Origin of the sequence: Oceanisphaera submarina, from assembly GCF_046521305.1 — a bacterium.
In the GTDB taxonomy this organism is placed as follows: domain Bacteria; phylum Pseudomonadota; class Gammaproteobacteria; order Enterobacterales; family Aeromonadaceae; genus Oceanimonas; species Oceanimonas submarina.
Window position 1 is genome coordinate 103,684 of sequence record NZ_JBKGFN010000012.1, and the last position, 26,354, is coordinate 130,037.

A 26,354-nucleotide genomic window follows, 5' to 3' on the forward strand; every position below is an offset into this window, starting at 1 on the left:
ATACTTTGCCACCCGGATAGTCATAAAGTTGAAGCAGGCCTCAGTCTTCCACCTTCAGCAGCATTTTTTTTAACAAAACGGCAAGCTGTTGCTGTTCATCACTCGACAGGGTGCCAGCCAGCTCGGCCTCGGCAGCCAGGTGATGCCCGACCGCTTCTTCCACCACCTTGAAGCCCTGTTCGGTCAAGGTCACTATCACACCGCGCCTATCGTGATCCGCCTGGGCCCGGCTGACCAGGCCACGGCTTTCCAGCCGGTTGATACGGTTAGTCAGGGCGCCGGAAGAGATCAGCACCATGGACTGCAGCTGGTTGGGAGACAGCTGAAAAGAAGGCGGATGCCGACGCAATGCCGCCAACACGTCAAACTCTCCCACATTCAGCTCGTAATGAGCCAAATCCTGCAACACCCGGCGGGTAATGAAATATTCGAGCCGCACGATGCGGCCGATGATCCTGGTACTGTCAAAGTCCAGATCGGGGCGAACACGGCGCCAAAGGGTCACGATGCGGTCAATTTGATCCATCACCTGATCGCCGGTGCCGGCAGAGGTATTCTGCATGTGGTTATCATTCATTGTTATAGGGTGCTCCGTTATGCTGGCAGCCATTTTCATATCAAGAGATATTGATAATAACATAAAGAATTCCGTCGCCGCGCGGCTGTCATGCATCCCGGGCCGTCGCAAATACGGTTTTTGCAGGCTGCCTCGGTTTTAACCCGACCGTTTAATGGCCGCCGCACTTGGGGTATACTCCGTGGGTTTAACGAAATTCAATGGAAATAAATAAGCCAACTGGGAGAATAAAAAGGTGAGCCTGTTAAGAAACCTGTTGCTTGCCGGCGTTGCCGCTGCCTCTTTGAGTGGTATGGCCTACGCCGCCAATGATATGTCGCCAGAAGCCGTTGCCGAACGCACCAAGCCGGTAGGCAGTGTCTACACCGCCGCCGATCTGGAAGGCATTGTCGATACCGCCGCCGCCGGAAGCAGCAGCGAACCCGCCGAGCCGCGTAGCGGTGACGCTGTGTTCACCGCCGCCTGTTCCGCCTGCCACGCCACCGGCGCTGCCGGCGCGCCCATCAAGGGTGATGCCGCCGCCTGGGGACCCCGTGTCGCCAAGGGCCGCGATACCCTGCTGGACCACGCGCTGAATGGCTTCAATGCCATGCCGCCTCGCGGTGCCTGTGGCAACTGCTCGGATGAAGAAATTGCCAACGCCGTTGATTACATGATAGACGCCATCTGAGTAAAACGACGCCTTGAAGGCATCATTGATAAAAAAGCCGCAGAAGTGCGGCTTTTTTGTTGGCTGCAATAAAAAGCAGTAGCAGGGCCGTCTTCGCCGACACGCTTCGAGCCCATCCCTGGGACGCGCGGCAAATGCCTTCCCTGGCATTTGATGGTCGGCTACGGCAATCCCTGCTACTGCTTTGTGCAGCCAGCACACCACCGCATCCCCAACGGCGATTAGTTGAGTTACAGCTGACAGCTTACCGCATTATTTTTTGTCGAACATGGCCCGCAGGTTGGCGATGCTGGCCTGGCCCTTTTCCATTCTTTCGCCTTCGCTCGGCGGCTTGCGGTTGTGCTCCCAGTCCAGATCCTGCTGCGGCAGTTCCAGCAGGAAGCGGCTGGGCTCGGGCCGTATCTGCTCGCCAAACTGGCGTCGTTCCCGACACAGGGTAAAGGTCAGCGCCTGCTGGGCCCGGGTGATGCCCACATAGGCCAGCCGACGCTCTTCCTCTATGTTGTCTTCATCGATGCTGCTCTGATGCGGCAGCAAGCCTTCTTCCATGCCCACCATGAACACATAGGGATATTCCAGCCCCTTGGAGGAATGCAGCGTCATCAGCTGTACCTGCTCGCCATCGTCTTCGTCCTCGCCCCGCTCCATCATGTCGCGCAGGATCAGCCGGGTGACCACCTGCGGCAGTGTCATGGCATCGTCCAGATCCGAACCTTCCAGCATCTGGCTGACCCACTTGAACAAGGTAGAAACATTCTGCATGCGCATTTCGGCAGCCCGCGGGCTGGGCGAGCTCTCGTACAGCCACTCTTCGTAGTTGATGTCCTTGATCATGTCGCGCACCGCTTCCACCGCGTTGCCTCGCGCGGCCTCGTCGCCCCGGCGCACCAGCCAGTCGCTGAAGGCGCGCACCGACACCAGACCACGGCCGGTCAGCGTCTGCTCCAGACCCAGTTCAGCGCTGGCGGCAAACAGGCTCTTGCCTCTGTTGTTGGCGTAGGTGCCCAGCTTTTCCAGGCTGGTGGGACCGATTTCCCGCCGTGGGGTATTCACCACCCGCAAGAAGGCATTATCGTCATCCGGATTCACCAGCAGCCGCAGGTAGGCCATGATGTCCTTGATTTCGGCACGGGAGAAAAACGAGGTGCCGCCGCTGATCTTGTAGGGAATGCGGTTGGTCATCAGCGTTTTTTCCAGCGTGCGCGACTGGTGATTGCCTCGATAAAGAATGGCGTAATCACCAAACTTGCTGCCGTTCATGAACTTGTGGCCCATGATCTCGGCCACCACCCGCTCGGCCTCATGCTCCTCATTCTTGGCGAACAGCACCCGCACCGGCGCCTCATAGCCCATCTCCGAGAACAGCTGCTTCTCGAACACATGGGGGTTATTGGCAATCAGAATATTGGCGCACTGCAGTATCTGGCCCCGGGAACGATAATTCTGCTCCAGCTTGACCACCTTGAGGCTCGGGTAGTCCTCCTTCAGCAGTACCAGGTTCTGCGGCCGGGCGCCCCGCCAGGAATAAATGGACTGATCGTCGTCGCCCACCACGGTAAAGCGAGCCCGCTCGCCGGCAATCAGCTTGACCAGTTCGTACTGGCTGGTGTTGGTATCCTGATATTCGTCCACCAGCAGATAGCGGATCTTGTTCTGCCAAAACGCCCGTACTTCGCCGCTGGTCTTGAGCAGCAGAGTCGGCATCAGGATCAGATCGTCAAAATCCAGTGCATTGTAAGCCTTCATCTGCCGCTGATAACGCTCGTAGCATTGGGCAAACAGTACCAGCTCCGGATCGTTGGCCAGACGCGCCGCCCGTGGTGGCAGCACCAGATCGTTCTTCCAGTTGGAGATAGTACTGATCAAACGGGCGATTTTTTCCTTGTCGCCCTCCAATTCCTGCTCGGTCAGATCCCTGATCAGCGCCAACTGATCCTGATCGTCAAACAACGAAAAGCCGGCCTTCAGGCCCAGCGTTTTATGCTCGCGGCGAATGATGTCCAGCCCCAGGGTGTGAAAGGTCGACACCATCAGGCCACGGGCTTCGCTCTTGCCCAGGGTCTGACTTACCCGCTCCTTCATTTCACGCGCCGCCTTGTTAGTAAAGGTGACCGCGGCGATGTTGCGCGCCTTGTAGTCACACTGGCGCACCAGATAGGCGATTTTGTTGGTGATGACCCGGGTCTTGCCACTGCCGGCGCCCGCCAGCACCAGGCAGGGTCCGGCTATGTAGCGCACGGCGTCGTCTTGGGCTGGATTGAGTTTCATGGCATTTCCGACAGCTGAACAGGGCCGCTTATTCTACCGGCTGCGCTCCAAGGGGTGAAGGGCCGAGCGACGAAAGGTATCTTGTCATCGCTCCGGCTTTGGCTCATGATCCCGGTCAGCGCTCATTCAACAGACAGGCCCATGGCACCGGACATCCTCACCCTCAGACGCGACTTCCCCACCCTGGCCCAAATCGTCAACGGTCATCCGCTGGTGTACCTGGATAACGCCGCCACCACCCAGAAGCCCCAGGCGGTGCTGGACGCCCTCAATCACTATTATCGTGATACCAACGCCAATGTGCATCGCGCCTCCCACGCCCTGAGCGGTCAGGCGACCCGCGCCTTCGAGCAGGCCCGGGAAAAGGTGGCACGCTTTATTCGTGCACCCTCGGCACAAGAGATCGTCTGGACCCGGGGCACCACGGAAGCCATCAACCTGGTCGCCTATAGTGTTGGCCGCCACTTTCTCAAGGCCGGGGACGAGATCCTGATCTCCACCCTGGAGCACCACGCCAACATAGTGCCCTGGCAACAGGTGGCCACCACCACCGGCGCTGTGCTGAAGGTGATCCCGCTCACCGCAGAGGCCGAGCTGGATCTGGAGGCCGCCCGTGAGCTGATAACATCACGTACCCGGCTGCTGGCGGTAGGCCATGTATCCAACGCTCTCGGGCAGGTCAATCCGGTGACCGAGCTGATCGCCCTGGCCAAGGCGGTGGGTGCGGTGACCCTGGTAGATGGCGCCCAGGCGGTGGGTCATTTCCCCGTTGACGTACAGACTCTGGACTGCGACTTCTACGCCTTTTCCGGCCACAAGATGTTCGGCCCCACCGGCATCGGTGTGCTCTACGGCAAAACCGAGTGGTTGGAAAAAATGCCCCCCTGGCAGACCGGTGGCGAAATGATAAAGACGGTGAGTTTTGAGCACACCGACTTTGCCGCGCCGCCGTTCAAATTCGAGGCGGGAACCCCCAACATCGCCGGGGCCATCGCCCTGGGTGCGGCGGTGGATTACCTGCAGGAGCAAAACCAAACCACCCTGCAGCGCCACGAACACGAGCTGCTGCAGCGGCTGGTCGAAGGGCTGAACAGCATGAGCGACATTCGCGTCATCGGCCGACCCCAAGCTGGCGCCGTGTCCTTCGTGATGGATGAAGTGCATCCTCAGGATCTGGCCACCCTGCTCGATATGCAGGGCATTGCCGTGCGCACCGGCCATCACTGCGCCATGCCGCTGATGCAGGCCCTGGGGCTGAAAAACGGCACGGTGCGCGCCTCGCTTGCTTTTTATAACAGTGCCGATGACGTCGCCGCCCTGCTGGCCGGCATCGATAAGGCCCGGGAGCTGCTCTAATGACCCACCCCTTTGGCACCGAGATCACCGACACCGAGGTGCGCGCCCTGTTCGCCGCCGCTCAGGGCTGGGAGGCCCGCTACCGCCAGCTGATCCTGCTGGCCAAACAGCTGCCGCCCCTGGCCCCGGAACACAAGACCGAGGCCAACGCCATCCACGGCTGCGAAAGCCAGGCCTGGCTGCTGAGTGAGCAGGATGAAAAGGGCGTCTGGCAGTTTCACTGCGACTCGGACGCCCGCATCGTCAAGGGGTTGATGGCGGTGGTGCTAGCCGCGCTCAGCAACAAGACTGCCGAGCAGATTCGGGCCTTCGATATGGACACCTATTTTGCCGAGTCGCAACTGCTGCCACACTTGAGCCCCTCCCGGGGTAACGGCCTCAGAGCCGTGGTCACGGCCATTAAAACCCAAGCCGAAAGCTGAATCGATCGCAATACGAAGCCGCAGCGCGGTTGCACTCCTCCGACACGCTGCGAGCCCATCCATGGGACGCTCGGCAAATGCCATCCATGGCATTTGACGGTCGGCTACGGCAATCCCCACTGCAGCTTCGTGAAACTCCGGCGCAGCCTGTTGGATACTGACCGTCAACTCCGAGCTCAACCAAGGAGGGCAAAGGGTATCTGCTTCGCCGGCCCTCTGCGCCATGGATGGCGCAGCGGAGCCCCTAGGGATGGGTTCACGGCGTGCCGGAGAAGCAGTGCGCTTTGGCCGACGACAGTTCACGATTACGGTCGATACTTAGGCCAGCGGTTATAGCCGATTTCGGGATTGTTGGATTGATACTCCCGAATAAACTCCGACTCTCGGCAGTTTATTTCTACCGCATCATGTGACTCAAACAGAATGTCTTTTGTGATAGTCATGCTCTGCCGCTGCTCACGGGTGAAGTCTTTCGCAATCAGCTCACCACTGGCACTGCCGAAGTAGTTGATGCTATCGGTCAGATCCTTGCCTATATAAATTTTTCCGTTCGGATAAGTAATCTTGTAGATAACTTTCAAGGACATACCCCTCTCCTTAGTGCAAGTTTGGCTCAGTAGTCTGATTGCAACTAGCTCGACTTACGGCTTAAAGCTGATCGCTTATAGCTGCTTGCGAAGCAAGCTTTGAGAGTACCCGGCTGACCATGAAGAAGCCGAAGGTAGCGGTGATATGGGTGATGGCGCCGAAGCCGGAGGCACAGTCCATCTTCATGGTGCCGTCCGATTCCTTCTTGGTGCTGCAGATGCCACCGGCGCCGTCCGGATAGCGGGGTTGTTCGGTAGAAAACACGCAATCTACACCAAACTTGCGCTTGGGATTCTTGCTGAAGTTGTGGAAACGGCGCAGATCGCCGCGTACCTTGGCCGCTAACGGATCCTGAATGGTTTTGCTGAGATCGCGGATCATGATCTGGCTCGGATCCGTTTGCCCACCGGCGCCACCGGCGGTGATCACCCGGATCTTGTTGCGTTTGCAATAGGCGATCAGCGCCACCTTGGCCTTGACCGAGTCGATGGCATCCACCACATAATCGAACTCCTCCAGCAGGTGCTCGGCCTGATTATCCGGGCTGATGAAGTCATCCACCACCGTCACCCGACAATCCGGGTTGATCAACTTGATTCGCTCGGCCATGGCCACGGTTTTTTCCTGACCAATCTGGTTGCTCAGGGCATGGATCTGACGGTTGGTGTTGGTAATGCAGATGTCGTCCATGTCGATCAGGGTGATGGCACCAATACCGGAGCGAGCCAGCGCTTCCGCCGCCCAGGATCCTACCCCACCGATGCCGATCACACACACATGGGCCGCCGCAAACCGGGCCAGGGCATCGGCCCCGTACAGCCGGGCTATCCCCCCAAAACGCTCGTCAAAACTCATCATTCTCTCCAACTTGGTGCAGACAACGCATAACCCGGAAAGGGCGATGAGAGGATACGGCTAAGCCGACCGTGACACACCATGGCCAAAAAGTGCTTCTGCCATGTCGGCATTCCCAACATCCATCGCGGTCAGATGGTGTGTCTGAGCGTACATGGAGGTATTTACAGCGTGTCGGCGTGCCGTGCCTTTCAGCGACCGCCCTCGGGATGGGCAATCTACTTATATGGTCGCCATTATACGGTGAGGGCCTTTAGAGAAAAACAAAAAGGGAGGCCGAAGCCTCCCTGTCTTTGTAGCTCTGTTTATTTTTATCTATCAACCACCAACGGCGATGTTTTTCATATCGGTCATGTAAGAACGCAGTGTCTTGCCGATGGTCTCAACCGGGTGGTTGCGAATGGCTTCGTTCACGTCGATCAGGCGACGGTTGTCAACGGAGTTAGATTCGACCTTGATGGTCTTGCCAATCACATCGGTACCTACTTTCGGCATGAATTTCTCGCGCAGCAGCGGCACTGCGGCGTGAGCAAACAGGTAGTTACCGTACTCGGCGGTATCCGATATAACCACGTTCATTTCGTACAGACGCTTGCGGGCAACGGTGTTGGCGATCAGCGGCAGTTCGTGCAGAGACTCATAGTAGGCAGACTCGTCGATGATGCCGGAAGCAGTCATGGCTTCGAAGGCCAGCTCAACACCGGCTTTCACCATGGCAACCAGCAGAATGCCATTGTCGAAGTACTCCTGCTCGTCGATCACTTCATCACAAGCCGGGTACTGCTCGAAGCTGGTCTCGGCAGTCTCTTCACGCCAGGTCAGCAGGTCTTTGTCGTCATTGGCCCAGTCGGCCATCATGCCGGCAGAGAAGTTACCCTGGATGATGTCGTCCATGTGCTTGTTGAACAGCGGACGCATCAGGCCTTTCAGCTCTTCGGCTAGGTCGAAGGCCTTGATCTTGGCCGGGTTGGACAGACGATCCATCATGTTGGTGATGCCGCCCTGCTTCAGGGCTTCGGTGATGGTTTCCCAACCGAACTGGATCAGCTTGCCTGCATAACCGGCATCGATGCCGTCGGCAATCATCTTCTCGTGGGCCACGATGGCACCAGCCTGCAGCATGCCGCACAGAATGGTTTGCTCGCCCATCAGGTCGGATTTCACTTCGGCCACGAAGGAAGATTCCAGAACACCGGCACGGTCGCCGCCGGTAGCGGAAGCCCAGGCCTTGGCGATGGCCAGACCTTCACCCTTGGGATCGTTCTCCGGGTGAACCGCGATCAGGGTAGGTACGCCGAAACCACGCTTGTACTCTTCGCGTACTTCGGTGCCGGGGCACTTGGGCGCGACCATCACCACTGTGATGTCGTTACGGATCTGCATGCCTTCTTCAACGATGTTGAAACCGTGGGAGTAACCCAGGGCCGCACCGTCTTTCATCAGGGGCATAACGGCATTAACGGCAGAGGTGTGCTGCTTGTCCGGCGTCAGGTTCATCACCAGATCAGCGGTGGGGATCAGCTCTTCATAGGTGCCCACTTTAAAGCCGTTCTCGGTGGCCTGCTGGAAAGACTTGCGCTTTTCGGCAATGGCTTCGGCACGCAGAGCGTAGGCCACATCCAGGCCGGAGTCACGCATGTTCAGACCCTGGTTCAGACCCTGGGCGCCACAACCGACGATAACGACCTTCTTTCCTTTCAGGTAGTTACATCCATCGGCGAATTCGGCGCGATGCATGAAACGGCATTTGCCGAGCTGTTCGAGCTGCTGACGCAGATTCAGGGTGTTGAAATAGTTAGCCATGACCTTTTGCTCCAATTAATCCGTTTAATTTGAATGCTTGCACCGTTTTTCCGGTGACGACCCAGACACTATACCTCAGGCTTTTCATTGCTTAAAATGATATATTCGAAATAGAGTATTTCATTTTATGCAACGTAATTCTTTGGACCGCCCATGGATTTCCGCCATCTCGAACTGTTCGTACATCTGAGCCAGAGCCTGCATTTCGGTCACACCGCCGATGCCATGGCCGTGAGCCCTTCCACCCTCAGCCGTGCAATACAACGCCTGGAACAGGAGACCGGCTGTGAATTGCTGACAAGAGACAACCGCAGCGTGACCCTGACCCCGGCCGGTGCCCGACTGCAACTGTTTGCCCAGGGCTGGCTGGCGGACTGGCAAAACCTGAAGCAGGAACTCAAGCACGGCGACGACAGCCTGCAAGGGCGGTTGCGGGTGTTCTGCTCGGTAACCGCCAGCTACTTTCTGCTGCCCGGTATTCTGGAGCGTTTTCGCAGCCGTTATCCCCGGCTGGAAATACGGCTGGAAACCGGTGACCCGGCGCTGGCCATCGACAAGATACTGGACGATGTGTCGGATCTGGCCATTGCCGCCCGCCCCGACGCCCTGCCGGCCAAGGTGCACTTCGTCAATCTGCAGACGGTACCAATGGTGTTTATCGCCCCTACCTCACCGGGCCCGGTCAGCGAACTGCTGGAACAGCGCCCATTGGACTGGCAACGGCTGCCGGTGATCGTCTCCGAGCAGGGCGTGGCCCGCAAGCGTGCCAACCAATGGTTCAAGGCCAAGGGCATCAGCCCCAATATCTATGCGGAGGTGGCCGGCAACGAAGCCATCATCGGCATGGTGGCGCTGGGGTTCGGCATCGGCGTGGTACCCAGGGTGGTGATCGATCACAGCCCCATGGGCGACAAGGTGCGGGTGCTGTCGCCCAGCCCGGCGCTCAAGTCCATCGAGGTAGGGGTCTGCCTGCTGAAGAAGCGGCTGGACGACCCGCTGATCCGCGCCTTCCAGCAAACCGCACTGGAACCGTCGTAGTAGGGGGGTTATACCTATCGGATGAAGCTCCGCTTGCAGGTCGGACAAAGGGCCCGCTCCGCCAACTCGCCGTAAATCCATCCGTGGAGGCTCAGCCGTGGCACGGATGGTCGGCTGAGCAGATCCCCTTCGCCCTCTTGATGCACCGAAGCCGCCTGCTGGCATCGTCTGCCACAACACTGTGCTCAAGAAGAGGCAACAGGGATTGCCTCCTCCGACCGTCACATGCCATGGATGGCATGTGCGAGCTTACAGGGACGTACTCGTAGCGTGTCGGAAGAGGCGGCCCTGTTGCCTCTTGGCAGCGGAATCAAAGCATTAACCAAATGTATCAGCCGATCGGCAGTGATCGGTTCTGAATGCTGCCAACATTACTCCCAGCTGATATCCACACTCTGTAATCGTTCCGGGCTGATGTAGTAGAGGAAACTGCCGCTGCCAATCCGGGTATCGCCGGCGGGATTCAGCTCTATATCCTGGCCGCTGGCCTGGCTGGAAATACCCAGCAGGGTGGCATTGTGCTCTTGCTTGAAAGTACTCAGCAAGCGGCCGTACACCAATTCCCCCACACTCTGCGGTACCTGAATGCGATACAGGGTCGGCCCCAGCAGGGTAGAGAAAATCTGCTCCTGGATCAGGCTGGCGCCCGGATCCTGTAGTGAACGTACCAGGATCTCCGCCTCCTTGGAGCTGGACACTTCCACGTTGGGACAATGCAGTCGCAGCAGCTCCGCCTTGCTGGCTTCGGTGAACCAGGCGCACAGGTGTGCATCCGGCGCCGCCTTGGCAGACAGCGCCAGCGAGGTGGTCAGGGTCTGATCGTCGTCTTCCCCATCCACCAGCACCCGACTGGCATGAGCCAGCCCTACCCGCGCCAGCTCGCCGGGAGCGGTGAATGAATGCAGACGAGCGAATTTGACCGCCGGCTTTTCAGGAAAGGGATGTTCCATCTCCTGAGTGACACACAACAGGATTTCCTGTGTATGGCTGGCGCTGTCGGCCAGCAGCAGATCGACGATGCGTTCGGTCTGGGCGCCGTTCCAGCCGAACAGCAGCGTATGGCCGGAACAATGTGAATAATCTGCCTTGCCTGACATACCTCTCCTTACCCAGGACACCAGGGTCTGGGTCAATTTGCCGATAAAACTACCGAATACCAGCAGGCCGAAGGGGATCTGAAACAATGCCACCGCCCACCGCCCCGCCTCGGTCACCGGGGAATAATCACCGAAACCAACGGTGCTGATCACCACGGCGTTGTAATAGAAAAACACCGACGGCTCCGTCAGTTCCTGCTCTCCCGCCAGAACAAGCAGCAGCCAGCTGCCCCCGGCCTGCAACAGCAACAACACCAGCAGGTTTTGCCAACTGAGGCGGCGGGTCAGACGATAGAGCAAACGTGTAAACAGGTGGAACATGTTTATCTCATTTGAAGCTTGGTCATCTAAAACTACGGCTTTCGTACCAAAATGGAAAGTCCGACCTGACCGATGCCGGCGATTAGGGGTAAAATGACCCCATAGCCAAGGAGATAAACATGCTAGATCCGAAGAAACTGGAAGAGATCGCCAAACAGATCCAGAACAACCTGCCCAGCGGGCTGAAGAACATGGGCGAAGAAGCGGAAAAACGTATTCGTACCGTATTACAGGCCCAACTGGGTAAGCTCGACATGGTCACGCGGGAAGAGTTTGATGTGCAGACCAAGGTACTGCTGCGCACCCGGGAAAAACTGAACGAGATGGAAGCCAAGCTGGCGCTGCTGGAGCGTCACCTGGCCGACAGCCAGGATGAACGAGGCTGAGTTCGCCGAGCAGATCCGACAACGCTGCCTGCAGGCGGCGCTGACCGCCTATGAGGAAGGCGGCCTGCTGGGCCTGTGCCAGCAAGGCCGCTTCGAACTGGCGATAGACGCCATCCGGGCGTTGGATCTGAGCCAGCTACCCGGCAAACCCCATAAACAGGAATAGGGGATATCAACCCCTGCTCCTGGCCGAGTTTAAATAAACTCGAAGGCGTCACCGAACAGGTGATCCGCCTCTACGCCCTTTTCCTTGAAGGCTTCCCGCGCCACGCCGGCCATCTCGAAGCGACCCGCCACATAGATGTCATAGCCCGCCAGACTGGGGAAATCTTCCATGATGGCTTCATGCACCAGGCCGGTATGACCCTGCCAGTGCTCATCGCCGTTCTGCACCACCGGCACATAGGTCAGTTCCTTGTGCTCGGCGGCCCAGGTCTTCATCTCCTGATCCGCATACAGGTTATCCTCGAAGCGGACGCCCCAATACAGGAACACCGGCTGGTGCAGACCATCCGCCAGCATCTGCTGCAGTATGGAACGGGTATAGGCAAAACCGGTGCCACCGGCCATCAGGATCACCGGATGACGGGAATCCGAACGCAGGTGGGCCTTGCCCGCCGGCAGCTGTACTTCTATCTGGCCCTGCTCCTGCATGCGCTTGAGCACCTGCATGGCATAGGTATTATCCGGGCCGGCACCGATGTGCAGTTCCAGCACACCCTCTTCATTCACGGTATTGGCGATGGAGAAGGGGCGTTTGTCGTCATCCGCCATTACCACCAGCAGATACTGGCCGGGGAGAAAGTCCACGGACAATTCCGGTTTCAATCGCACATACCACAGGGCTTCGGCCATTTCTTCCAGGGCTTCAACACTACATGTTACTTTCTGCATGACTATCCTTTGAGTTCACTCTGTTTGGCACTCGAATCCAGGATCCCGAGTTGATCCCATAAACTGTCGACCCTTTGTTTTACTTCGTCCGTCATCTCGATGGGCAGACCCCATTCCCTGTCGGTTTCACCCGGCCACTTGTTGGTGGCATCCATCCCCATTTTGGAGCCCAGGCCGGATACCGGCGAGGCAAAGTCCAGATAGTCGATGGGGGTGTGTTCGATCAGGGTCGTATCCCGCGCCGGGTCCATTCGGGTCGTAATGGCCCAGATCACGTCATTCCAGTCTCTGGCGTTGATATCGTCATCGCACACGATAACGAACTTGGTATACATGAATTGGCGCAAAAACGACCAAACGCCCAGCATGACACGTTTGGCATGGCCCGGGTAGCGCTTTTTAATGGTCACCACCGCCATACGATAGGAGCAGCCTTCCGGTGGCAGATAGAAGTCGACTATCTCCGGAAACTGCTTCTGCAGTATGGGTACAAATACCTCGTTCAGCGCCACACCCAGTATCGCCGGCTCGTCGGGCGGCCGACCGGTATAGGTGGAGTGGTAAATGGCGTCACGGCGGCGGGTGATGCGCTCCACGGTAAACACCGGGAACTCGTCGATTTCGTTGTAATAGCCGGTGTGATCGCCATAAGGGCCTTCCGGTGCCATCTCGTCGGGATAGATATAGCCTTCCAGTACGATTTCTGCGCCGGCGGGTACGTCCAGATCGCTGCCGATACACTTGACCACCTCGGTGCGGCTGCCACGTAGCAGACCGGCGAAGGCATATTCGGACAGGGTGTCGGGCACCGGCGTCACGGCGCCGAGAATGGTCGCCGGATCGGCGCCCAGCGCTACCGCTACCGGGTAAGGCTGACCGGGGTTGGCTTCCTGCCACTCACGAAAGTCGAGGGCACCGCCGCGATGGCTGAGCCAGCGCATGATGACCTTGTTCCTGCCCAGCAGCTGCTGACGATAGATACCCAGGTTCTGGCGCTTCTTGTAAGGCCCACGGGTAATGGTCAGACCCCAGGTGATCAGAGGTGCCGCGTCGCCGGGCCAGCAATGCTGAATCGGCAGCCTGGTCAGGTCGACATCGTCACCTTCCAGCATGACTTCCTGACAGGGGGCCTTCTTCAGCCGCTTGACCGGCATGTGGAGCACCTGCTTGAAGATGGGCAGCTTTTCCATCAGCTCTTTCAGACCCCGGGGCGGCTCCGGCTCTTTCAGATAAGACAACCAGCGCCCAACTTCGCGCAGCGACTCAACATCCTGCTGGCCCATGCCCATGGCCACCCGTTTGGGAGTGCCGAACAGGTTGCCCAGCACCGGCATATCGAAGCCCTTGGGGTTTTCAAACAACAGGGCCGGACCGCCCGCCTTGAGCGTGCGGTCACAGATCTCGGTCATTTCCAGATAGGGGTCGATTTCATGCTGGATACGCTTGAGTTCGCCCTGAGCTTCGAGTTGCGCAATGAAGTCGCGCAAATCCTTATATTTCATAGGTTTATTCCAAGAGCATCGAATAACGCCGAAGATTATACCCGGTTCGGGATAGCTTGTATCGGGCAATAAAAAACCGCGGACGGGCCGCGGTTCTTTTCAACTCCTGATGATTACTTCTGCTGTCGCTTCATGGCTTCAAAGAACTCATCATTGGTCTTGGTCATCGCCAGCTTGTCGATCAGGAACTCGATGCCGTCACTCTCGCCCATGGGATGCACTATTTTGCGCAGTATCCACATTTTCTGCAGCTCGTCCGGCGTGGTCAGCAGCTCTTCACGACGGGTGCCGGAACGAGGAATGTCGATGGCGGGATAAACCCGCTTCTCGGCAATCTTGCGCGACAGGTGCAGTTCCATGTTACCGGTACCCTTGAACTCTTCGTAGATAACGTCATCCATCTTGGAGCCGGTTTCTACCAGGGCGGTGGCGATAATGGTCAGGCTGCCGCCCTCTTCTACATTACGGGCCGCACCGAAGAAACGCTTGGGTCTGTGCAGTGCGTTGGCATCCACACCACCGGTCAGTACCTTGCCGGAAGACGGCACTACGGTGTTGTAGGCGCGGGCCAGACGGGTAATGGAGTCGAGCAGGATCACCACGTCTTTCTTGTGCTCGACCAGACGCTTGGCCTTTTCGATCACCATGTCGGCCACCTGTACGTGGCGAGCGGCAGGCTCGTCGAAGGTAGAGGCAATCACCTCCCCCTTCACCATGCGCTGCATCTCGGTCACTTCTTCCGGACGTTCGTCAATCAGCAGGACGATCAGCACACATTCCGGATGATTGTAGGCGATGCTCTGCGCGATGTTCTGCAACAGCATGGTTTTACCGGCCTTGGGCGGCGCCACGATAAGACCACGCTGACCCTTGCCGATAGGCGATGCCAGATCCAGCACCCGGGCGGTAATGTCCTCGGTAGAGCCGTTGCCCCGTTCCATCTTCATCCGCTCGTTGGCATGCAGCGGAGTCAGGTTTTCGAACAGTATCTTGTTACGGGCGTTTTCGGGTCTGTCATAGTTGACTTCGTTGATTTTCAACAGTGCGAAGTAACGCTCGCCTTCTTTCGGCGGACGGATTTTACCGGCGATGGTATCACCGGTCCGCAGATTGAAACGACGGATCTGACTGGGCGAAACATAGATGTCATCAGGGCCGGCCAGATAGGAAGAATCGGCGCTGCGCAAAAAACCGAAGCCGTCCTGCAATATTTCCAGCACGCCATCGCCGAAGATATCTTCACCACTTTTGGCATGAGCTTTGAGGATAGCAAAGATGATGTCTTGCTTGCGCAAACGGGCGAGGTTTTCCAGGCCCATGGTTTCCCCAAGCTTTATCAGCTCAGATACGGGGGTATTCTTGAGTTCGGTAAGATTCATAGTGGTGGGTTTCTGTCAACCAGGATGTGTTAAATAATCAGGAAAGTCTGCCGGATTGAGACTTGAAATCGGAGGGCCTCTGGGGCACAAAATAGGCTAGCAAACGAACAATAAACTAGCACCAAAAAGAAAGGCCGTCTAGCAAAAACGATAAGAGGTGCCTTGCGCACCCCTTATCTCACCATTACAGGTTAGCGTCCAGGAACTCTTTCAGTTGAGTCTTGGACAGCGCACCTACCTTGGTGGCCGCTACTTCGCCGTTCTTGAACAGCAGCAGCGTAGGGATGCCACGAATACCGAACTTGGGCGGAGTATCTGCATTCTGATCGATATTCAGCTTGGCCACGGTGACCTTACCTTCATATTCACCGGCCACTTCATCCAGAATGGGGGCAATCATCTTGCAGGGACCACACCATTCAGCCCAGAAGTCTACCAGAACCGGGCCACTGGCCTTAACTACGTCAGCTTCGAAGCTGGCATCGGTCAGCTGAACAATTTTGTCACTCATCTCCAACTCCAATCAGTCGTTTTATCCCGCGACACACAACGTCGAGGGCAATTTAGTTGGCCTATTTCAAATGATCCTGTTTATTATTGCAAGCCTAACCTGATATTCTGAACGCTATGAGCAAAACACACTTAACAGACGTAAAATTTGCCCAGTTGGGCCTGCAGCCGCAGGTTCTGGCCGGACTGGAAGCAAAAGGATTTCACAACTGCACGCCCATTCAGGCGCTGTCGTTACCCTATTTGACTTCGGGCAAGGATATCGCCGGACAAGCCCAGACCGGTACCGGTAAAACCATCGCCTTTCTCGCCGCTACCTTTGACCATCTGCTGACCACGCCGGCTCTCGAAAACCGCCAGATGAACCAGCCCAGGGCCATTATCATGGCACCTACCCGCGAACTAGCCATCCAGATTTTCAACGACGCCGATACCATCAGCGCCAGTACCGGTCTAAAGATGGGTCTGGCCTACGGCGGCGATGGCTACGAGAAACAGACAGAGGTACTCGAAGCCGGCGTCGATATCCTGGTCGGCACCACGGGCCGCATCATCGACTTCCTCAAGAAGCAAATCATCGATGTGGGCGCCATTCAGGTAGTGGTATTGGATGAAGCGGATCGCATGTTCGATCTGGGCTTTATCAAGGACATCCGCTTCCTGTTCCGCCGCATGCCGGCAGCCAACCTGCGTCAGAACATGCTGTTTTCCGCCACTCTGTCGCTGCGGGTGCAGGAGCTGGCCTACGAGCACATGAACAGCCCCGAGCACGTGCAGATAGAGCCGGAACGTAAAACCGGCATTCGTATCAAGGAAGAGCTGTTCTATCCGGCACAGGAAGACAAGTTGCCGCTGTTGCTGACGCTGATGGAAGAAGAGTGGCCCGACAAGGCCATCGTGTTCGCCAACACCAAACACAGTTGCGAAAAGGTTCACGCCTGGCTGCAGGCAGATGGCCACCGCGTCGGCCTGCTGACCGGTGATGTGCCCCAGAAGAAACGGATGAAGATCCTCGAGGATTTCACCGGCGGCGTACTGGATATTCTGGTGGCCACCGATGTGGCGGCCCGCGGCCTGCATATCCCCGATGTGACCCACGTGTTCAACTACGACTTGCCCGACGATGCAGAAGACTATGTACATCGTATCGGCCGTACCGGCCGGGCCGGCGCCAGCGGCTGCTCCATCAGCTTTGCCTGCGAGGAATACGTGTTCAATCTGCCGGCGGTGGAAGCCTATATCGAGCATGAAATTCCGGTCAGCAAATACGACAAGGACGCCCTGCTCGATGATGTGACACCCCCGACGCATATCCATCATCACAGAGCCCACGCCAATCGCGGCCCACGCCAGGGTAGCGGCCAGCGTCGTCCCGGCGGCAACAACCGTCGCCGCCCCCAGGGTAACCGGAGCTAAGCCAGGTGAAAAACGCCGCCCTTTATGCCGCCGTTGATCTGGGTTCCAACAGCTTCCATATGCTGGTGGTGCATGAAGTGGCCGGCGCCTGCCGTACCCTGGCCAAGGTCAAACGCAAGGTGCGCCTGGCCGCCGGTCTGCAGGCCGACGGCAGCCTGGATGCGGCGGCTATGCAACGGGGCTGGGAGTGCCTGCAGCTGTTCGCCGAACAGTTGCAGGATATTCCCGCCGACCATATTCGTATCGTCGGCACCGCCACCCTGCGGCTGGCAACCAATATAGATGTCTTTCTCGAACGGGCTCAGGCCATTCTGGGGCATCCCATCCGGATTATTTCCGGTGAAGAAGAAGCCGCCACCATCTATGAAGGCGTGGCCTGGACTTCATCCGGCGCCGGCCGTCGGCTGGTGATAGACATCGGCGGTGCCAGCACCGAGCTGATCGTCGGTGAAGGCACGACTCCTCAACTGCTTAACAGCCTGCACATGGGTTGCGTCACCTGGCTGAACCGCTACTTCTCTGACGGACAACTCTCTGCCACCAACTTTGACCAGGCCATTGCCGCCGCCCGTCAGACTCTGATGCCGATCGCCGGTGACTACCTCAAGCTCGGTTGGCAAAGCTGTATCGGGGCCTCCGGCACCGTACAGGCCATCCAGGAAATCATGATGAGTCAGGGTGAGGATGAACGGATCACCCTGGCCAAGCTGCTGCAACTGAAACAACAGGCCATCGCCTGTGGCCATCTCGACCGGCTCGGGCTGTCCGGCTTGCAGGCGGATCGCGTCACCGTGTTTCCCTCCGGCCTGGCGATTCTGATCGCCCTGTTCGAGATGCTGGCGATAGACAGCATGACACTGGCAGGCGGCGCCCTGCGCGAGGGCCTGATCTATGGCATGCTGGGCCGCCGCCAGGAGTGTGATGCCCGGGAACGCACCGCCGACAGCCTGATCAGCCGCTATCAGCTGGACCGCGAGCAGGCCGAACGGGTGCGTACCACGGCCCTGAACGCCCTGCAGCAACTGGCCAGCAACCAGAATATCGACTCCCCAGCCACCGCCATGCTGGGCTGGGCCGCCCTGCTCTACGAGCTGGGGCTCTGTATAGAGTACAAGCATGCACCCGAGCATGCCGCCTATATCATCCGCCACGTGGACTTACCCGGCTTCACCCCGGCTCAGCAACAGCTGCTGGCCGCCCTGCTGCTGAACCAGAGGGACGAATTCCGGCATGAGTCGCTGGAGCAACAAGGCGCTATCGAGTCTGAGCAGGCCATACTGCTGGCCCGGCTGCTGCGCCTGGCCATCATCCTCTGCCTGCGCCGCACCCGTGGCACCGTGCCCGAGTTCGTGCTGGAAGCGCGGGATCGACAACTGATCCTGACCCTTCCCGCCGACTGGAGCCGAAACCATCACCTGCGGGCCAGCGAGCTGCGACAGGAAGCGGCTCGTCAGACCGAGCAGGGCTGGCCGCTGGTGATTCGGGAACAATAAAAAAGGCGCCGCAAGGCGCCTTTTTTATTGTTCCCGATGGCGGTAATACATTACAGCGCCGCGGTAACGGTAACTTCAACCAGTACCACATCACGAGCCATGTGAGCCTGCACGCAAGAACGTGCCGGCGCGCAGCCTTCCGGCAGCCACTCGTTCCACAGTTCGTTGAAAGCAGCAACGTTGCCGGTATCCTTGATATGGATCAACGCTGACAAGAGCTTGGAGTTATCGGTGCCCGCTTCCGCCAGGTGCTCGTCGATACGCGCCAATACCTGCTTGGTCTGGCCCACGAAGTCTTCAGTCACGTCCTTTGCCACCTGGCCACACAGGTAGACGGTTTCGTTGTGGATCACAACGCGGCTTACTTTCTCGTTGGTGGACTTGCGAATAATGGTCATGTCGCTACGATCTCTTGTGTTGAATGAATCTAAAGATTATTAAAATCGTGAACATTATAACCAAATGCACACATTTTTTTCCTGTGCTTTCGGGTCACCGAACACAAAACAGTCCCGGCACTCGGGGCCTTTATTGACAGGCTGCTGACTCAGTTCTGTTCCTTGAGCCAGCCGGCAACCCGCTTGGCGAAATAAGTCAGGATACCGTCGGCGCCGGCGCGCTTGAAGCACATCAGCGACTCCAGCACGGTTTCCCGCTCTTTCAGCCAACCATTCTGAATGGCGGCCATGTGCATGGCGTATTCGCCGCTGACCTGATAGGCGAAGGTCGGTACGCCAAACTGATCCTTCACCCGGCGCACCACATCCAGATAGGGCATGCCCGGTTTGACCATGACGCTGTCGGCGCCTTCCTGAATATCCAGAGCCACTTCCTGCAGTGCCTCGTCGCTATTGGCCGGATCCATCTGATAAGTCGACTTGTTGCCGCCCTTGAGGTTACCCGCAGAGCCAACCGCATCGCGGAAGGGGCCGTAATAATTAGAGGCGTACTTGGCGGAATAGGCCATGATCTGGGTGTTGATAAAGCCGGCTTCTTCCAGCGCCTGACGAATGGCGCCGATGCGGCCATCCATCATGTCGGAAGGTGCCACAATGTCGGCTCCGGCTTCGGCGTGACTCAGGGCCTGCTTCACCAGCACCTCTGTGGTCACGTCGTTGAGCACATAACCGCTGTCGTCGAGAATACCGTCCTGGCCGTGTACCGTGAAGGGATCCAGTGCCACATCTGTCATCACCCCCAGCTCGGGAAAGGCTTTCTTGAGCTCTCGTACCGCTTCCTGGGCCAGGCCTTCCGGGTTGTAGGCTTCTTCGGCCAGCAGGCTTTTCTGACTGGCATTGACTACCGGGAACAGGGCAATCAGGGGTACCCCCAACTGCACCAGCTCCGCCGCCTCTTCCAGCAACAGATCGATGGACAGTCGCTCTATACCGGGCATGGACGCTACTGCTTCCCGACGCTGAAAGCCGGGCAAGACAAACACCGGGTAGATCAGATCATCCACCGTCAGGGTGTTTTCCCGTACCAGCCGACGGCTGAAATCATGTTTGCGTGAGCGACGCAGGCGACGAGAGGAAAAATCACCAAATACTTGTTGAGTCATAGCTACTCCTGAATAGGTGCTAAATACGGAAAAAGGCGTGGCTGGTCACCGTGCTTGCGGCAATCAGGCCGTCGGGATCATCGCCCCGGCAGGCGGCAATACGCCGGGCAATATGAGGGAGGTACGCCGGTTCGTTACGTCGGCCGGACGGCTTGGGCAACAAATCTCGCGGCAACAGATAAGGGCTGTCGGTTTCGATCATCAGCCTGTTGCTCGGGATAAGCGATACCAGCCGCTGCAGACCCTGACCCCGGCGCTCGTCGCAGATCCAGCCGGTGATACCGATATGCAGATCCAGCGCCAGACAGTCGCGCAGCTCGGCTTCGCTACCGGTAAAGCAGTGCAGCACCGCTGCCGGCAGCCGACTGCGCCAGGGCCTAAGGATATCGATAAAGCGGTCGTGGGCGTCGCGGCAGTGCATGAATACCGGTAACTGTAACTCGGCTGCCAGCTCCAACTGGGCTTCAAACACCGCATCCTGCTGGGGCCGCGGCGAAAAGTCCCGGTTGTAGTCGAGGCCACACTCACCAATGGCGACCACTTCCGGCCGGGCCGCCAGCGCTCGCAATACCGACAGGCTCTGGCCGTCGAAGGTCTTAGCATCGTGAGGATGAATGCCGGCGGTGGCATAACAGAATCCGGGCTCGGTGGCGGCATAATCTGCCACCGCCCGGCTTTCTTCAAGGCTGGTACCGGTCAGCACCAGCGCCGAGATACCGGCGGCTTTGGCCCTGGTGATGACCTGCTCCCTGTCCTTGTCGAACTGGCCGTTGGTCAGGTTAACCCCGATATCGATCATGAGGCACCGTCCTGCTCTTCCTCTTCACTTTTATCACGTACGTAGAAACGAGCGAAAAAGACCCCGACCTCGAACAGCAGCCACATGGGAATGGCCAGCAGAGTCTGGGATATCACATCCGGCGGTGTCAGCAGCATGCCGACGATAAACACCACTACAATCACATAAGGCCGCTTGCCGGACAGATCTTTCGGCGTCGTCACCCCGGTCCAGCACAACAAGATAGTGGCGATGGGGATCTCGAAGGCGATACCGAAGGCCACGAAGAGGCCGAGTACGAAATCCAGATAACTGGCGATATCAGTGGCAATAGTCACGCCTTCCGGCGCCATCTTGGTGAAAAAGCCGAAGGCCAGTGGAAACACCACGAAATAGGCAAACGCAGCGCCCGCATAAAACAGCAGGGCGCTGGAAAACACCAGAGGGGCTATCAGCCGCTTCTCGTGCTTGTACAGACCGGGGGCAATAAAGGCCCAGACCTGATAGAGCACATAGGGAATGGCGGCAAAAAACGACACTATCAGGGTGAGTTTCATCGGAGTCAGAAACGGCGTCGCTACCCCGGTGGCAATCATGCTGGTGCCTTCCGGCAACTGTCGCAACAGCGGCTCGGCCAGAATACTGTAGATGTCGTTGGCGAAATACACCAGGGCCAGAAAGACCAGCACAATAGCGGCAAAGGCCCTGAGTAGGCGACTCCTCAGCTCAACCAGGTGGCTGATCAGCGGCTGCTGTGTTTGACTCATTTAAGATTTATCCTGAGGCTCTTTCGATGGCGGGGTATCGGTTTCGGTACCATGAACAGCTGCGCTACCGGCCTGTGTTTTTTCATAGGGCCGAGTAACGGAAGAGGCGGCATCCTTCAGTTGGTCGATGGACTCTTGCAGCTCCGGGCTCAGGTTCTTCATGTCAAGCTGTTCGGCTTTTTTCAGATCCCGATGCAACTCTTCCATTCTCAATTCCTGAGCCAGCTCGGTTTTCACCGCATTGGCGGTGTCTCGTACCGTTTTAAACAACCGGGATACGGTTCTGATGGCTACGGGAAGCCGCTCCGGCCCCAGTACCAGCAGCCCGACCACCCCTATCACCACTAGCTCCCAGAAACCGATATCGAACATGGTTATACCTGATCTTTATCTTTGGTTTTGTCCTGATCTTTCTGGTTCAAAGTATCAGCCTGTTCTTTTTTGTCGGCCAGCGTCTGCTGTTCGAAGTCGGCATCTTTCTTGTCCTTCTCCTCGTCGGTCATCGCCTTCTTGAAGCCCTTCACCGCCGAGCCCAGATCGGAACCCAGACCGCGCAACTTTTTGGTACCGAACAACAGCACCACGATCAATACCACAATAAGCAGTTGCCACACACTGATTCCACCCATAGCACACCTTTCCTATGTAAAGAGTAAATAATCAAACATCATGATATCCGAACCTGATGACAGTACCTTGATACAAGATCACATTAACGGGCTATTTTCCGCCAGCCCAGCAACCATACAACCAAAGTCAGTACCAGGCCAGACATGGCCCACTCGCTTTTATCCATCCCCAGCAGCAGGGTACTGGCCAGCAATATAGTGGCGCCCATAGCCAGAAGAAAACGTCCCTGGCCCTGACCTTTATTCTGCCGGGAAAACTGATTATAAAGACCTTGCACCTGCCGCTGCTGCAGCTTGGCCTGGCGCAGGGCATCGTAGACCAGTTCGGGCAAGTCGGGCAGCTTCTCGGCCCAGAACGGCGCTTTTTCCTTTACCGCATTGATCACCGCCTTGTAACCAACCTGTTGCTGCATCCACTCTTCCAGAAAGGGCTTGGCCGTCTTCCATAAATCCAGCTGTGGATACAGCTGACGACCGACACCTTCCACATAGAGCAGGGTTTTCTGTAGCAACACCAGCTGCGGCTGCACCGCCATATTGAACCGGCGGGCAGTATTGAACAGGTTCAGCAGCACATGGCCGAAGGATATTTCCGACAAGGGTTTTTCGAAGATGGGCTCCAGCACGGTACGAATAGCCGACTCGAACTCTTCTACCTTGGTGTCTGCCGGCACCCAGCCCGACTCCACATGCAACTCCGCGACCTTGCGGTAATCCCGGTTGAAGAAGGCCAGGAAGTTCTCCGCCAGATAACGCTTGTCGTCCCGGTTAAGGGTGCCGACTATGCCGCAGTCGATACCGATCCACTGCGGATCTTCCGGGTGTTCGTAAGAAACGAAGATATTGCCCGGATGCATATCCGCATGAAAAAAGCTGTCGCGGAACACCTGGGTAAAGAAGACTTCCACGCCCCGTTCCGCCAACAGCTTCATGTTGGTGCCATTGGCTTCCAACGCCTCGATATCGGAGACTGGAATACCGTAGATACGCTCCATCACCAGTACATTTTCATGGCAATAGCTGGAATGGATTTCCGGCACGTACAGGGTACGGGCCCCTTCGAAATTACGCCGCAACTGAATGGCATTGGCCGCTTCGCGTAGCAGATTCAGCTCGTCAAACAGGGTCTTGCGATATTCCTCTACCACCTCGACCGGCCGCAACCGGCTACTGCGTTCAGGCACCAGACGGGCGACCAGTGTGGCCATGGAGTGCATCAGGCTGACATCGGCCTCGATGACCTTCTCGATATCGGGTCGAATAACCTTGATAACGATCTCCTGACCCGTTTTCAAGCTGGCGGTATGTACCTGGGCAATGGAAGCCGAGGCCAGCGGTTTTTCATCGAAGTTATCGAATAATACCTCGATGGGCTGCCGCAAACTGGCTTCAATCTGCTTGCGGGCCAGGATGCCATCGAAGGGGGGCACTCTGTCTTGCAGCAGAGCCAGCTCCTCGGCGATATCCGGCGGTAACAGATCGCGGCGCGTCGACAACATCTGGCCAAACTTGATAAACACAGGTCCCAGATGTTCCAGTGCCAGGCGGATACGCTTGCCGCGGGACAAGTCCGGATGCCGGTTTTTCAGCCAGAACAGGCTTCTTCTTGCCAGCCGCGCCGGCAGCACCTGTAGCCGTGCCGGTATCAGTTCATCCAGGCCATACTCGAACAGGGTCTTTCCAATCTGATAGAGCCGAAGTAGCTCCCGCAGTTTTTTCATGAATGCACAACCTTATCCGTCAGCGTCGCCAGTCGAGCCTGCAACTGCAACAAACGCTTGTTCAGCTCATTCACCTCGTCATTGAAATCGGCCAGCTCCAGCGGGCTCACCGCCAGGCGGGCTTCTTCCCGTACATAATCTCCCAGCAGATCCCGTATCCCCAGAGTCCGTCGCTCTACTGCCGTCCGGAACTCGCGGCCATGACGACACAAGAGGTGCGCCATGATGTCACCGGTATAGGGAGCCAGCAGCGCTTCCAAATCAATATTGGGATCTTTAACCAGGGCGGAAAAGTCCTGCCAGGGCTGAGGGTCACCCTGTAAGTCGATGCGTCCATCACGGATATATTGCATCAGCAGACCTTTGTCTTTCAGCAGACCCAGGGCATTGAGTGACAAACTCAGATGGCTGTCTACCGCACCTTCATAATACCGCAGTATTTCCAGTCGATCGGCGGAAAACAGCAGGTACAGGCCGGCCACATCGGTCACGGTCAGCTGCAATACCTTCCCCTGTAATGGGGCCACCTTCTTCAATCGTTCGCTATCATGCTGCATAAAACGATTAAATGCCGCCTCAAGCGAGCCATTGAGCAAGGGAAACAGCAAGGTCTTCATCAGAATTTGAACCCGCGGTGCAGCGCCACCACACCATCGGTCAGGTTGAAGTATTCCACCTGCTCCAGACCCGCCTCCTCCATCATCGACTTCAGGGTTTCCTGATCAGGATGCATGCGAATAGACTCCGCCAGATACCGGTAGCTTTCGCTGTCCTGAGCCACCATAGAACCCATTTTTGGCAGTATGTTGAAGGAGTAGAAATCATAAAGTTTGCTCATGATCTCGTGCTGAGGTTTGGAGAACTCCAGCACCAGCAAACGGCCGCCGGGCTTGAGCACCCGTTGCATGGACGCCAGCGCCTTGTCCTTGTCGGTCACGTTGCGCAAACCGAAGGCGATGGTAATCAGATCAAAGTGATTGTCCGGAAACGGCAGTGCCTCGGCATTCGCCTGCACATAGGCGATATTGCTACCCAACCCCTTGTTTCTCAGCTTGTCCCGCCCCACCTTGAGCATGGAGTCGTTGATGTCAGCCAGCACCACCTGCCCGGTTTCGCCGACAATACGGGAAAATTTCGCGGTCAAATCACCGGTGCCACCGGCCAGATCCAACACCTTCTGTCCCTTGCGGACCCCGGAGCAATCGATGGTGAAACGTTTCCACAACCGATGAATACCAAAGGACATCAAATCGTTCATCACATCATATTTCGTTGCTACCGAGTGAAATACGCCGGCGACCATCTGTTCTTTTTCAGTGGTATCTACCGTCTTGTAACCGAAGTCGGTCGTCGACTTGTGCTGTTCCGACATGCTGAGGCACCTATAAAATCAAAGTGGGTTAGTGTACTGCAAATACGTAGCTCGGACTAACGGGAAGCAATCAGACTGCTGGTTACCTGCATGCCAAAATACGTGAATATGATACAGCAAACCACATTGAGGCACACATTCAACACCGCCTTAAACCATTGACCGTGTTCGAGTAATAATACTGTATCGAGAGAAAAAGAAGAGAAGGTGGTGAGTGCACCCAGCATGCCGACCATCACAAAAGGACGCCATGAATGAGTGCTGAGCATCTGCTGCTGAACCAGCACGAACATGATTCCCATCAGCATGGAGCCGAGCAGGTTGACGGTCAGAATACCGTAAGGAAAGGAACGCCCCAGCAGACGAGCCATCAGGTCGGTGATGACAAAGCGCAATACGGCTCCCGTTGCACCACCGACGGCAATAAACAGCAGGGTTTTCATGTTTAACCGACCAAGAAAATAATGGCTCAGTTTACGCCGAGCATCATCAAAAACCCACCCCGGTCGTACAAGGTTCTTGCTAGCGTATCGGCAGGCACCCTCTGATACGCTAAAAACCTCAGGCAAGGCGTTCCCGCTTGGCCTTGACCGATTCACCGGCCACACCGAAATCCTGAGTCGCAATATCCTGCAGCAGGATCCTGACCGTTTCCGGCTTGACGTCCAGTGCTCGCACACAGGCGGCGGTCACCTCACTGATCAACGCTTCTTTCTGCTCGTTGCTGCGACCTTCGATCAGGGCAATATTGAGAATCGGCATCATGTCTTCCTTTAACGATGAAAATGAGCTGACATTACATTAAAAAACGTGAGCTGAGTCAACTTTCCATTCAGCATGAGGCATCGTCGCCAGGGAGAAGGAGCGACGACCAAAACTATCTGAATAAAAAGACAAAAAAAGCCCGACTCTTTCGAGTCGGGCTTTTTAATTGGGTGCCTGGCAGTGACC

Annotated in this window: 29 protein-coding genes; 8 read left to right on the forward strand and 21 right to left on the reverse strand. The window is 57.1% G+C overall.

The features are described 5' to 3' along the window. Positions 1 to 40: 40 nt before the first annotated feature. The gene (locus ACLEIV_RS12670) at positions 41 to 562 is read right to left on the reverse strand and encodes a MarR family winged helix-turn-helix transcriptional regulator (protein WP_410457002.1); all 522 of its coding nucleotides are present in this window, start codon (positions 560 to 562) and stop codon (positions 41 to 43) included. A gap of 307 nt (positions 563 to 869) precedes the next feature. Between ACLEIV_RS12670 and ACLEIV_RS12675 the strand changes: the two genes are divergently transcribed. Next, a complete protein-coding gene (locus ACLEIV_RS12675) occupies positions 870 to 1,247 on the forward strand; it encodes a c-type cytochrome (RefSeq protein WP_410457032.1) in 378 nt (125 codons plus the stop codon). Between the two features lie 252 nt (positions 1,248 to 1,499). Here ACLEIV_RS12675 and rep read toward each other — a convergent pair whose 3' ends face one another. Then, positions 1,500 to 3,515, reverse strand: a complete 2,016-nt coding sequence (gene rep / locus ACLEIV_RS12680; protein WP_410457003.1) for a DNA helicase Rep — start codon at positions 3,513 to 3,515, stop codon at positions 1,500 to 1,502. A 141-nt stretch (positions 3,516 to 3,656) separates the two neighbouring features. Here rep and ACLEIV_RS12685 point away from each other — a divergent pair, with 141 nt between their 5' ends. Both ACLEIV_RS12685 and csdE read left to right on the forward strand, forming a co-directional pair. After that, positions 3,657 to 4,871, forward strand: coding sequence for an aminotransferase class V-fold PLP-dependent enzyme (locus ACLEIV_RS12685; RefSeq protein ID WP_410457004.1), 1,215 nt, complete (start codon positions 3,657 to 3,659; stop codon positions 4,869 to 4,871). Next, positions 4,871 to 5,293, forward strand: a complete 423-nt coding sequence (gene csdE, locus ACLEIV_RS12690) for a cysteine desulfurase sulfur acceptor subunit CsdE (protein ID WP_410457005.1) — start codon at positions 4,871 to 4,873, stop codon at positions 5,291 to 5,293. Before ACLEIV_RS12685 ends, csdE begins: the two co-directional genes overlap by 1 nt. Positions 5,294 to 5,598: 305 nt before the next feature. Here csdE and ACLEIV_RS12695 read toward each other — a convergent pair whose 3' ends face one another. The 3 genes from ACLEIV_RS12695 to ilvC all read right to left on the reverse strand — a co-directional run bounded on the left by ACLEIV_RS12695 (position 5,599) and on the right by ilvC (position 8,539). Continuing rightward, positions 5,599 to 5,880, reverse strand: coding sequence for a GIY-YIG nuclease family protein (locus ACLEIV_RS12695; RefSeq protein ID WP_410457006.1), 282 nt, complete (start codon positions 5,878 to 5,880; stop codon positions 5,599 to 5,601). A 61-nt stretch (positions 5,881 to 5,941) separates the two neighbouring features. Further along, entirely contained in the window at positions 5,942 to 6,736 is a 795-nt protein-coding gene (tcdA, locus tag ACLEIV_RS12700; RefSeq protein WP_410457007.1) for a tRNA cyclic N6-threonylcarbamoyladenosine(37) synthase TcdA, read from the reverse strand. Between the two features lie 318 nt (positions 6,737 to 7,054). Further along, a complete protein-coding gene (gene ilvC, locus ACLEIV_RS12705; RefSeq protein ID WP_410457008.1) occupies positions 7,055 to 8,539 on the reverse strand; it encodes a ketol-acid reductoisomerase in 1,485 nt (494 codons plus the stop codon). Positions 8,540 to 8,692: 153 nt separating this feature from the next. Here ilvC and ilvY point away from each other — a divergent pair, with 153 nt between their 5' ends. Next, complete coding sequence (gene ilvY, locus ACLEIV_RS12710) at positions 8,693 to 9,577, forward strand: HTH-type transcriptional activator IlvY (RefSeq protein WP_410457009.1); 885 nt, start codon at positions 8,693 to 8,695, stop codon at positions 9,575 to 9,577. Between the two features lie 371 nt (positions 9,578 to 9,948). Here ilvY and ACLEIV_RS12715 read toward each other — a convergent pair whose 3' ends face one another. After that, positions 9,949 to 10,995 (reverse strand): potassium channel family protein, encoded by a 1,047-nt coding sequence (locus ACLEIV_RS12715; RefSeq protein WP_410457010.1) that lies wholly within the window; start codon positions 10,993 to 10,995, stop codon positions 9,949 to 9,951. A gap of 119 nt (positions 10,996 to 11,114) precedes the next feature. Here ACLEIV_RS12715 and ubiK point away from each other — a divergent pair, with 119 nt between their 5' ends. Continuing rightward, on the forward strand, positions 11,115 to 11,381 hold the full coding sequence (gene ubiK / locus ACLEIV_RS12720) for a ubiquinone biosynthesis accessory factor UbiK (protein WP_410457011.1): 267 nt from the start codon (positions 11,115 to 11,117) through the stop codon (positions 11,379 to 11,381). After that, entirely contained in the window at positions 11,368 to 11,547 is a 180-nt protein-coding gene (locus tag ACLEIV_RS12725; protein ID WP_410457012.1) for a hypothetical protein, read from the forward strand. The genes ubiK and ACLEIV_RS12725 overlap by 14 nt, the downstream gene beginning before the upstream one ends. A 29-nt stretch (positions 11,548 to 11,576) precedes the next feature. Here the strand turns inward: ACLEIV_RS12725 and fre are convergent, their stop codons facing one another. From fre to trxA, 4 genes are all read right to left on the reverse strand, one after another. Next, positions 11,577 to 12,275 carry an NAD(P)H-flavin reductase gene (gene fre, locus ACLEIV_RS12730; protein ID WP_410457013.1) on the reverse strand — a complete coding sequence of 233 codons (699 nt, stop codon included), beginning with the start codon at positions 12,273 to 12,275 and terminating at the stop codon, positions 11,577 to 11,579. A 2-nt stretch (positions 12,276 to 12,277) separates the two neighbouring features. After that, entirely contained in the window at positions 12,278 to 13,777 is a 1,500-nt protein-coding gene (gene ubiD / locus ACLEIV_RS12735; protein ID WP_410457014.1) for a 4-hydroxy-3-polyprenylbenzoate decarboxylase, read from the reverse strand. A 113-nt stretch (positions 13,778 to 13,890) separates the two neighbouring features. Then, positions 13,891 to 15,156: a transcription termination factor Rho gene (gene rho, locus ACLEIV_RS12740; protein ID WP_410457015.1), complete on the reverse strand. Its 1,266-nt coding sequence runs from the start codon at positions 15,154 to 15,156 to the stop codon at positions 13,891 to 13,893. Between the two features lie 184 nt (positions 15,157 to 15,340). Next, the gene (gene trxA, locus ACLEIV_RS12745; protein WP_298719984.1) at positions 15,341 to 15,667 is read right to left on the reverse strand and encodes a thioredoxin TrxA; all 327 of its coding nucleotides are present in this window, start codon (positions 15,665 to 15,667) and stop codon (positions 15,341 to 15,343) included. Between the two features lie 116 nt (positions 15,668 to 15,783). On the opposite strand from trxA, the gene rhlB reads away from it, so the two are divergent. Beyond that, entirely contained in the window at positions 15,784 to 17,082 is a 1,299-nt protein-coding gene (rhlB, locus tag ACLEIV_RS12750; protein ID WP_410457016.1) for an ATP-dependent RNA helicase RhlB, read from the forward strand. 5 nt (positions 17,083 to 17,087) lie between these two features. Further along, positions 17,088 to 18,575 carry a guanosine-5'-triphosphate,3'-diphosphate diphosphatase gene (gene gppA / locus ACLEIV_RS12755; protein WP_410457017.1) on the forward strand — a complete coding sequence of 496 codons (1,488 nt, stop codon included), beginning with the start codon at positions 17,088 to 17,090 and terminating at the stop codon, positions 18,573 to 18,575. A 50-nt stretch (positions 18,576 to 18,625) separates the two neighbouring features. On the opposite strand, the gene ACLEIV_RS12760 is transcribed toward gppA, so the two are convergent. The 11 genes from ACLEIV_RS12760 to ACLEIV_RS12810 all read right to left on the reverse strand — a co-directional run bounded on the left by ACLEIV_RS12760 (position 18,626) and on the right by ACLEIV_RS12810 (position 26,168). Continuing rightward, positions 18,626 to 18,973 carry a RidA family protein gene (locus ACLEIV_RS12760; protein ID WP_410457018.1) on the reverse strand — a complete coding sequence of 116 codons (348 nt, stop codon included), beginning with the start codon at positions 18,971 to 18,973 and terminating at the stop codon, positions 18,626 to 18,628. A 149-nt stretch (positions 18,974 to 19,122) separates the two neighbouring features. Further along, on the reverse strand, positions 19,123 to 20,136 hold the full coding sequence (gene hemB / locus ACLEIV_RS12765) for a porphobilinogen synthase (RefSeq protein WP_410457019.1): 1,014 nt from the start codon (positions 20,134 to 20,136) through the stop codon (positions 19,123 to 19,125). Between the two features lie 19 nt (positions 20,137 to 20,155). Beyond that, the gene (locus tag ACLEIV_RS12770; RefSeq protein WP_410457020.1) at positions 20,156 to 20,935 is read right to left on the reverse strand and encodes a TatD family hydrolase; all 780 of its coding nucleotides are present in this window, start codon (positions 20,933 to 20,935) and stop codon (positions 20,156 to 20,158) included. After that, positions 20,932 to 21,681, reverse strand: coding sequence for a twin-arginine translocase subunit TatC (tatC, locus tag ACLEIV_RS12775; protein WP_410457021.1), 750 nt, complete (start codon positions 21,679 to 21,681; stop codon positions 20,932 to 20,934). The genes ACLEIV_RS12770 and tatC overlap by 4 nt, the downstream gene beginning before the upstream one ends. Beyond that, entirely contained in the window at positions 21,682 to 22,053 is a 372-nt protein-coding gene (gene tatB, locus ACLEIV_RS12780) for a Sec-independent protein translocase protein TatB (RefSeq protein WP_410457022.1), read from the reverse strand. 2 nt (positions 22,054 to 22,055) lie between these two features. After that, complete coding sequence (gene tatA / locus ACLEIV_RS12785; protein WP_410457023.1) at positions 22,056 to 22,310, reverse strand: Sec-independent protein translocase subunit TatA; 255 nt, start codon at positions 22,308 to 22,310, stop codon at positions 22,056 to 22,058. An 83-nt stretch (positions 22,311 to 22,393) separates the two neighbouring features. Next, a complete protein-coding gene (ubiB, locus tag ACLEIV_RS12790; RefSeq protein ID WP_410457024.1) occupies positions 22,394 to 24,031 on the reverse strand; it encodes a ubiquinone biosynthesis regulatory protein kinase UbiB in 1,638 nt (545 codons plus the stop codon). Beyond that, a complete protein-coding gene (locus tag ACLEIV_RS12795) occupies positions 24,028 to 24,648 on the reverse strand; it encodes a ubiquinone biosynthesis accessory factor UbiJ (protein WP_410457025.1) in 621 nt (206 codons plus the stop codon). Before ACLEIV_RS12795 ends, ubiB begins: the two co-directional genes overlap by 4 nt. Further along, a complete protein-coding gene (ubiE, locus tag ACLEIV_RS12800) occupies positions 24,648 to 25,403 on the reverse strand; it encodes a bifunctional demethylmenaquinone methyltransferase/2-methoxy-6-polyprenyl-1,4-benzoquinol methylase UbiE (protein WP_410457026.1) in 756 nt (251 codons plus the stop codon). The genes ACLEIV_RS12795 and ubiE overlap by 1 nt, the downstream gene beginning before the upstream one ends. 56 nt (positions 25,404 to 25,459) lie before the next feature. Continuing rightward, entirely contained in the window at positions 25,460 to 25,846 is a 387-nt protein-coding gene (gene crcB / locus ACLEIV_RS12805) for a fluoride efflux transporter CrcB (protein ID WP_410457027.1), read from the reverse strand. A gap of 118 nt (positions 25,847 to 25,964) precedes the next feature. Beyond that, complete coding sequence (locus ACLEIV_RS12810; RefSeq protein ID WP_410457028.1) at positions 25,965 to 26,168, reverse strand: tautomerase family protein; 204 nt, start codon at positions 26,166 to 26,168, stop codon at positions 25,965 to 25,967. Positions 26,169 to 26,354 lie beyond the last annotated feature (186 nt).

Coding starts and splice junctions, on each gene's coding strand:
- ACLEIV_RS12670 (WP_410457002.1), bottom strand. CDS start 562: ATGCAGAATACCTCTGCCGGCACCGGCGATCAGGTGATGGATCAAATT.
- ACLEIV_RS12675 (WP_410457032.1), top strand. CDS start 870: ATGGCCTACGCCGCCAATGATATGTCGCCAGAAGCCGTTGCCGAACGC.
- rep (WP_410457003.1), bottom strand. CDS start 3,515: ATGAAACTCAATCCAGCCCAAGACGACGCCGTGCGCTACATAGCCGGA.
- ACLEIV_RS12685 (WP_410457004.1), top strand. CDS start 3,657: ATGGCACCGGACATCCTCACCCTCAGACGCGACTTCCCCACCCTGGCC.
- csdE (WP_410457005.1), top strand. CDS start 4,871: ATGACCCACCCCTTTGGCACCGAGATCACCGACACCGAGGTGCGCGCC.
- ACLEIV_RS12695 (WP_410457006.1), bottom strand. CDS start 5,880: ATGTCCTTGAAAGTTATCTACAAGATTACTTATCCGAACGGAAAAATT.
- tcdA (WP_410457007.1), bottom strand. CDS start 6,736: ATGAGTTTTGACGAGCGTTTTGGGGGGATAGCCCGGCTGTACGGGGCC.
- ilvC (WP_410457008.1), bottom strand. CDS start 8,539: ATGGCTAACTATTTCAACACCCTGAATCTGCGTCAGCAGCTCGAACAG.
- ilvY (WP_410457009.1), top strand. CDS start 8,693: ATGGATTTCCGCCATCTCGAACTGTTCGTACATCTGAGCCAGAGCCTG.
- ACLEIV_RS12715 (WP_410457010.1), bottom strand. CDS start 10,995: ATGTTCCACCTGTTTACACGTTTGCTCTATCGTCTGACCCGCCGCCTC.
- ubiK (WP_410457011.1), top strand. CDS start 11,115: ATGCTAGATCCGAAGAAACTGGAAGAGATCGCCAAACAGATCCAGAAC.
- ACLEIV_RS12725 (WP_410457012.1), top strand. CDS start 11,368: ATGAACGAGGCTGAGTTCGCCGAGCAGATCCGACAACGCTGCCTGCAG.
- fre (WP_410457013.1), bottom strand. CDS start 12,275: ATGCAGAAAGTAACATGTAGTGTTGAAGCCCTGGAAGAAATGGCCGAA.
- ubiD (WP_410457014.1), bottom strand. CDS start 13,777: ATGAAATATAAGGATTTGCGCGACTTCATTGCGCAACTCGAAGCTCAG.
- rho (WP_410457015.1), bottom strand. CDS start 15,156: ATGAATCTTACCGAACTCAAGAATACCCCCGTATCTGAGCTGATAAAG.
- trxA (WP_298719984.1), bottom strand. CDS start 15,667: ATGAGTGACAAAATTGTTCAGCTGACCGATGCCAGCTTCGAAGCTGAC.
- rhlB (WP_410457016.1), top strand. CDS start 15,784: ATGAGCAAAACACACTTAACAGACGTAAAATTTGCCCAGTTGGGCCTG.
- ACLEIV_RS12760 (WP_410457018.1), bottom strand. CDS start 18,973: ATGACCATTATTCGCAAGTCCACCAACGAGAAAGTAAGCCGCGTTGTG.
- hemB (WP_410457019.1), bottom strand. CDS start 20,136: ATGACTCAACAAGTATTTGGTGATTTTTCCTCTCGTCGCCTGCGTCGC.
- ACLEIV_RS12770 (WP_410457020.1), bottom strand. CDS start 20,935: ATGATCGATATCGGGGTTAACCTGACCAACGGCCAGTTCGACAAGGAC.
- tatC (WP_410457021.1), bottom strand. CDS start 21,681: ATGAGTCAAACACAGCAGCCGCTGATCAGCCACCTGGTTGAGCTGAGG.
- tatB (WP_410457022.1), bottom strand. CDS start 22,053: ATGTTCGATATCGGTTTCTGGGAGCTAGTGGTGATAGGGGTGGTCGGG.
- tatA (WP_410457023.1), bottom strand. CDS start 22,310: ATGGGTGGAATCAGTGTGTGGCAACTGCTTATTGTGGTATTGATCGTG.
- ubiB (WP_410457024.1), bottom strand. CDS start 24,031: ATGAAAAAACTGCGGGAGCTACTTCGGCTCTATCAGATTGGAAAGACC.
- ACLEIV_RS12795 (WP_410457025.1), bottom strand. CDS start 24,648: ATGAAGACCTTGCTGTTTCCCTTGCTCAATGGCTCGCTTGAGGCGGCA.
- ubiE (WP_410457026.1), bottom strand. CDS start 25,403: ATGTCGGAACAGCACAAGTCGACGACCGACTTCGGTTACAAGACGGTA.
- crcB (WP_410457027.1), bottom strand. CDS start 25,846: ATGAAAACCCTGCTGTTTATTGCCGTCGGTGGTGCAACGGGAGCCGTA.
- ACLEIV_RS12810 (WP_410457028.1), bottom strand. CDS start 26,168: ATGATGCCGATTCTCAATATTGCCCTGATCGAAGGTCGCAGCAACGAG.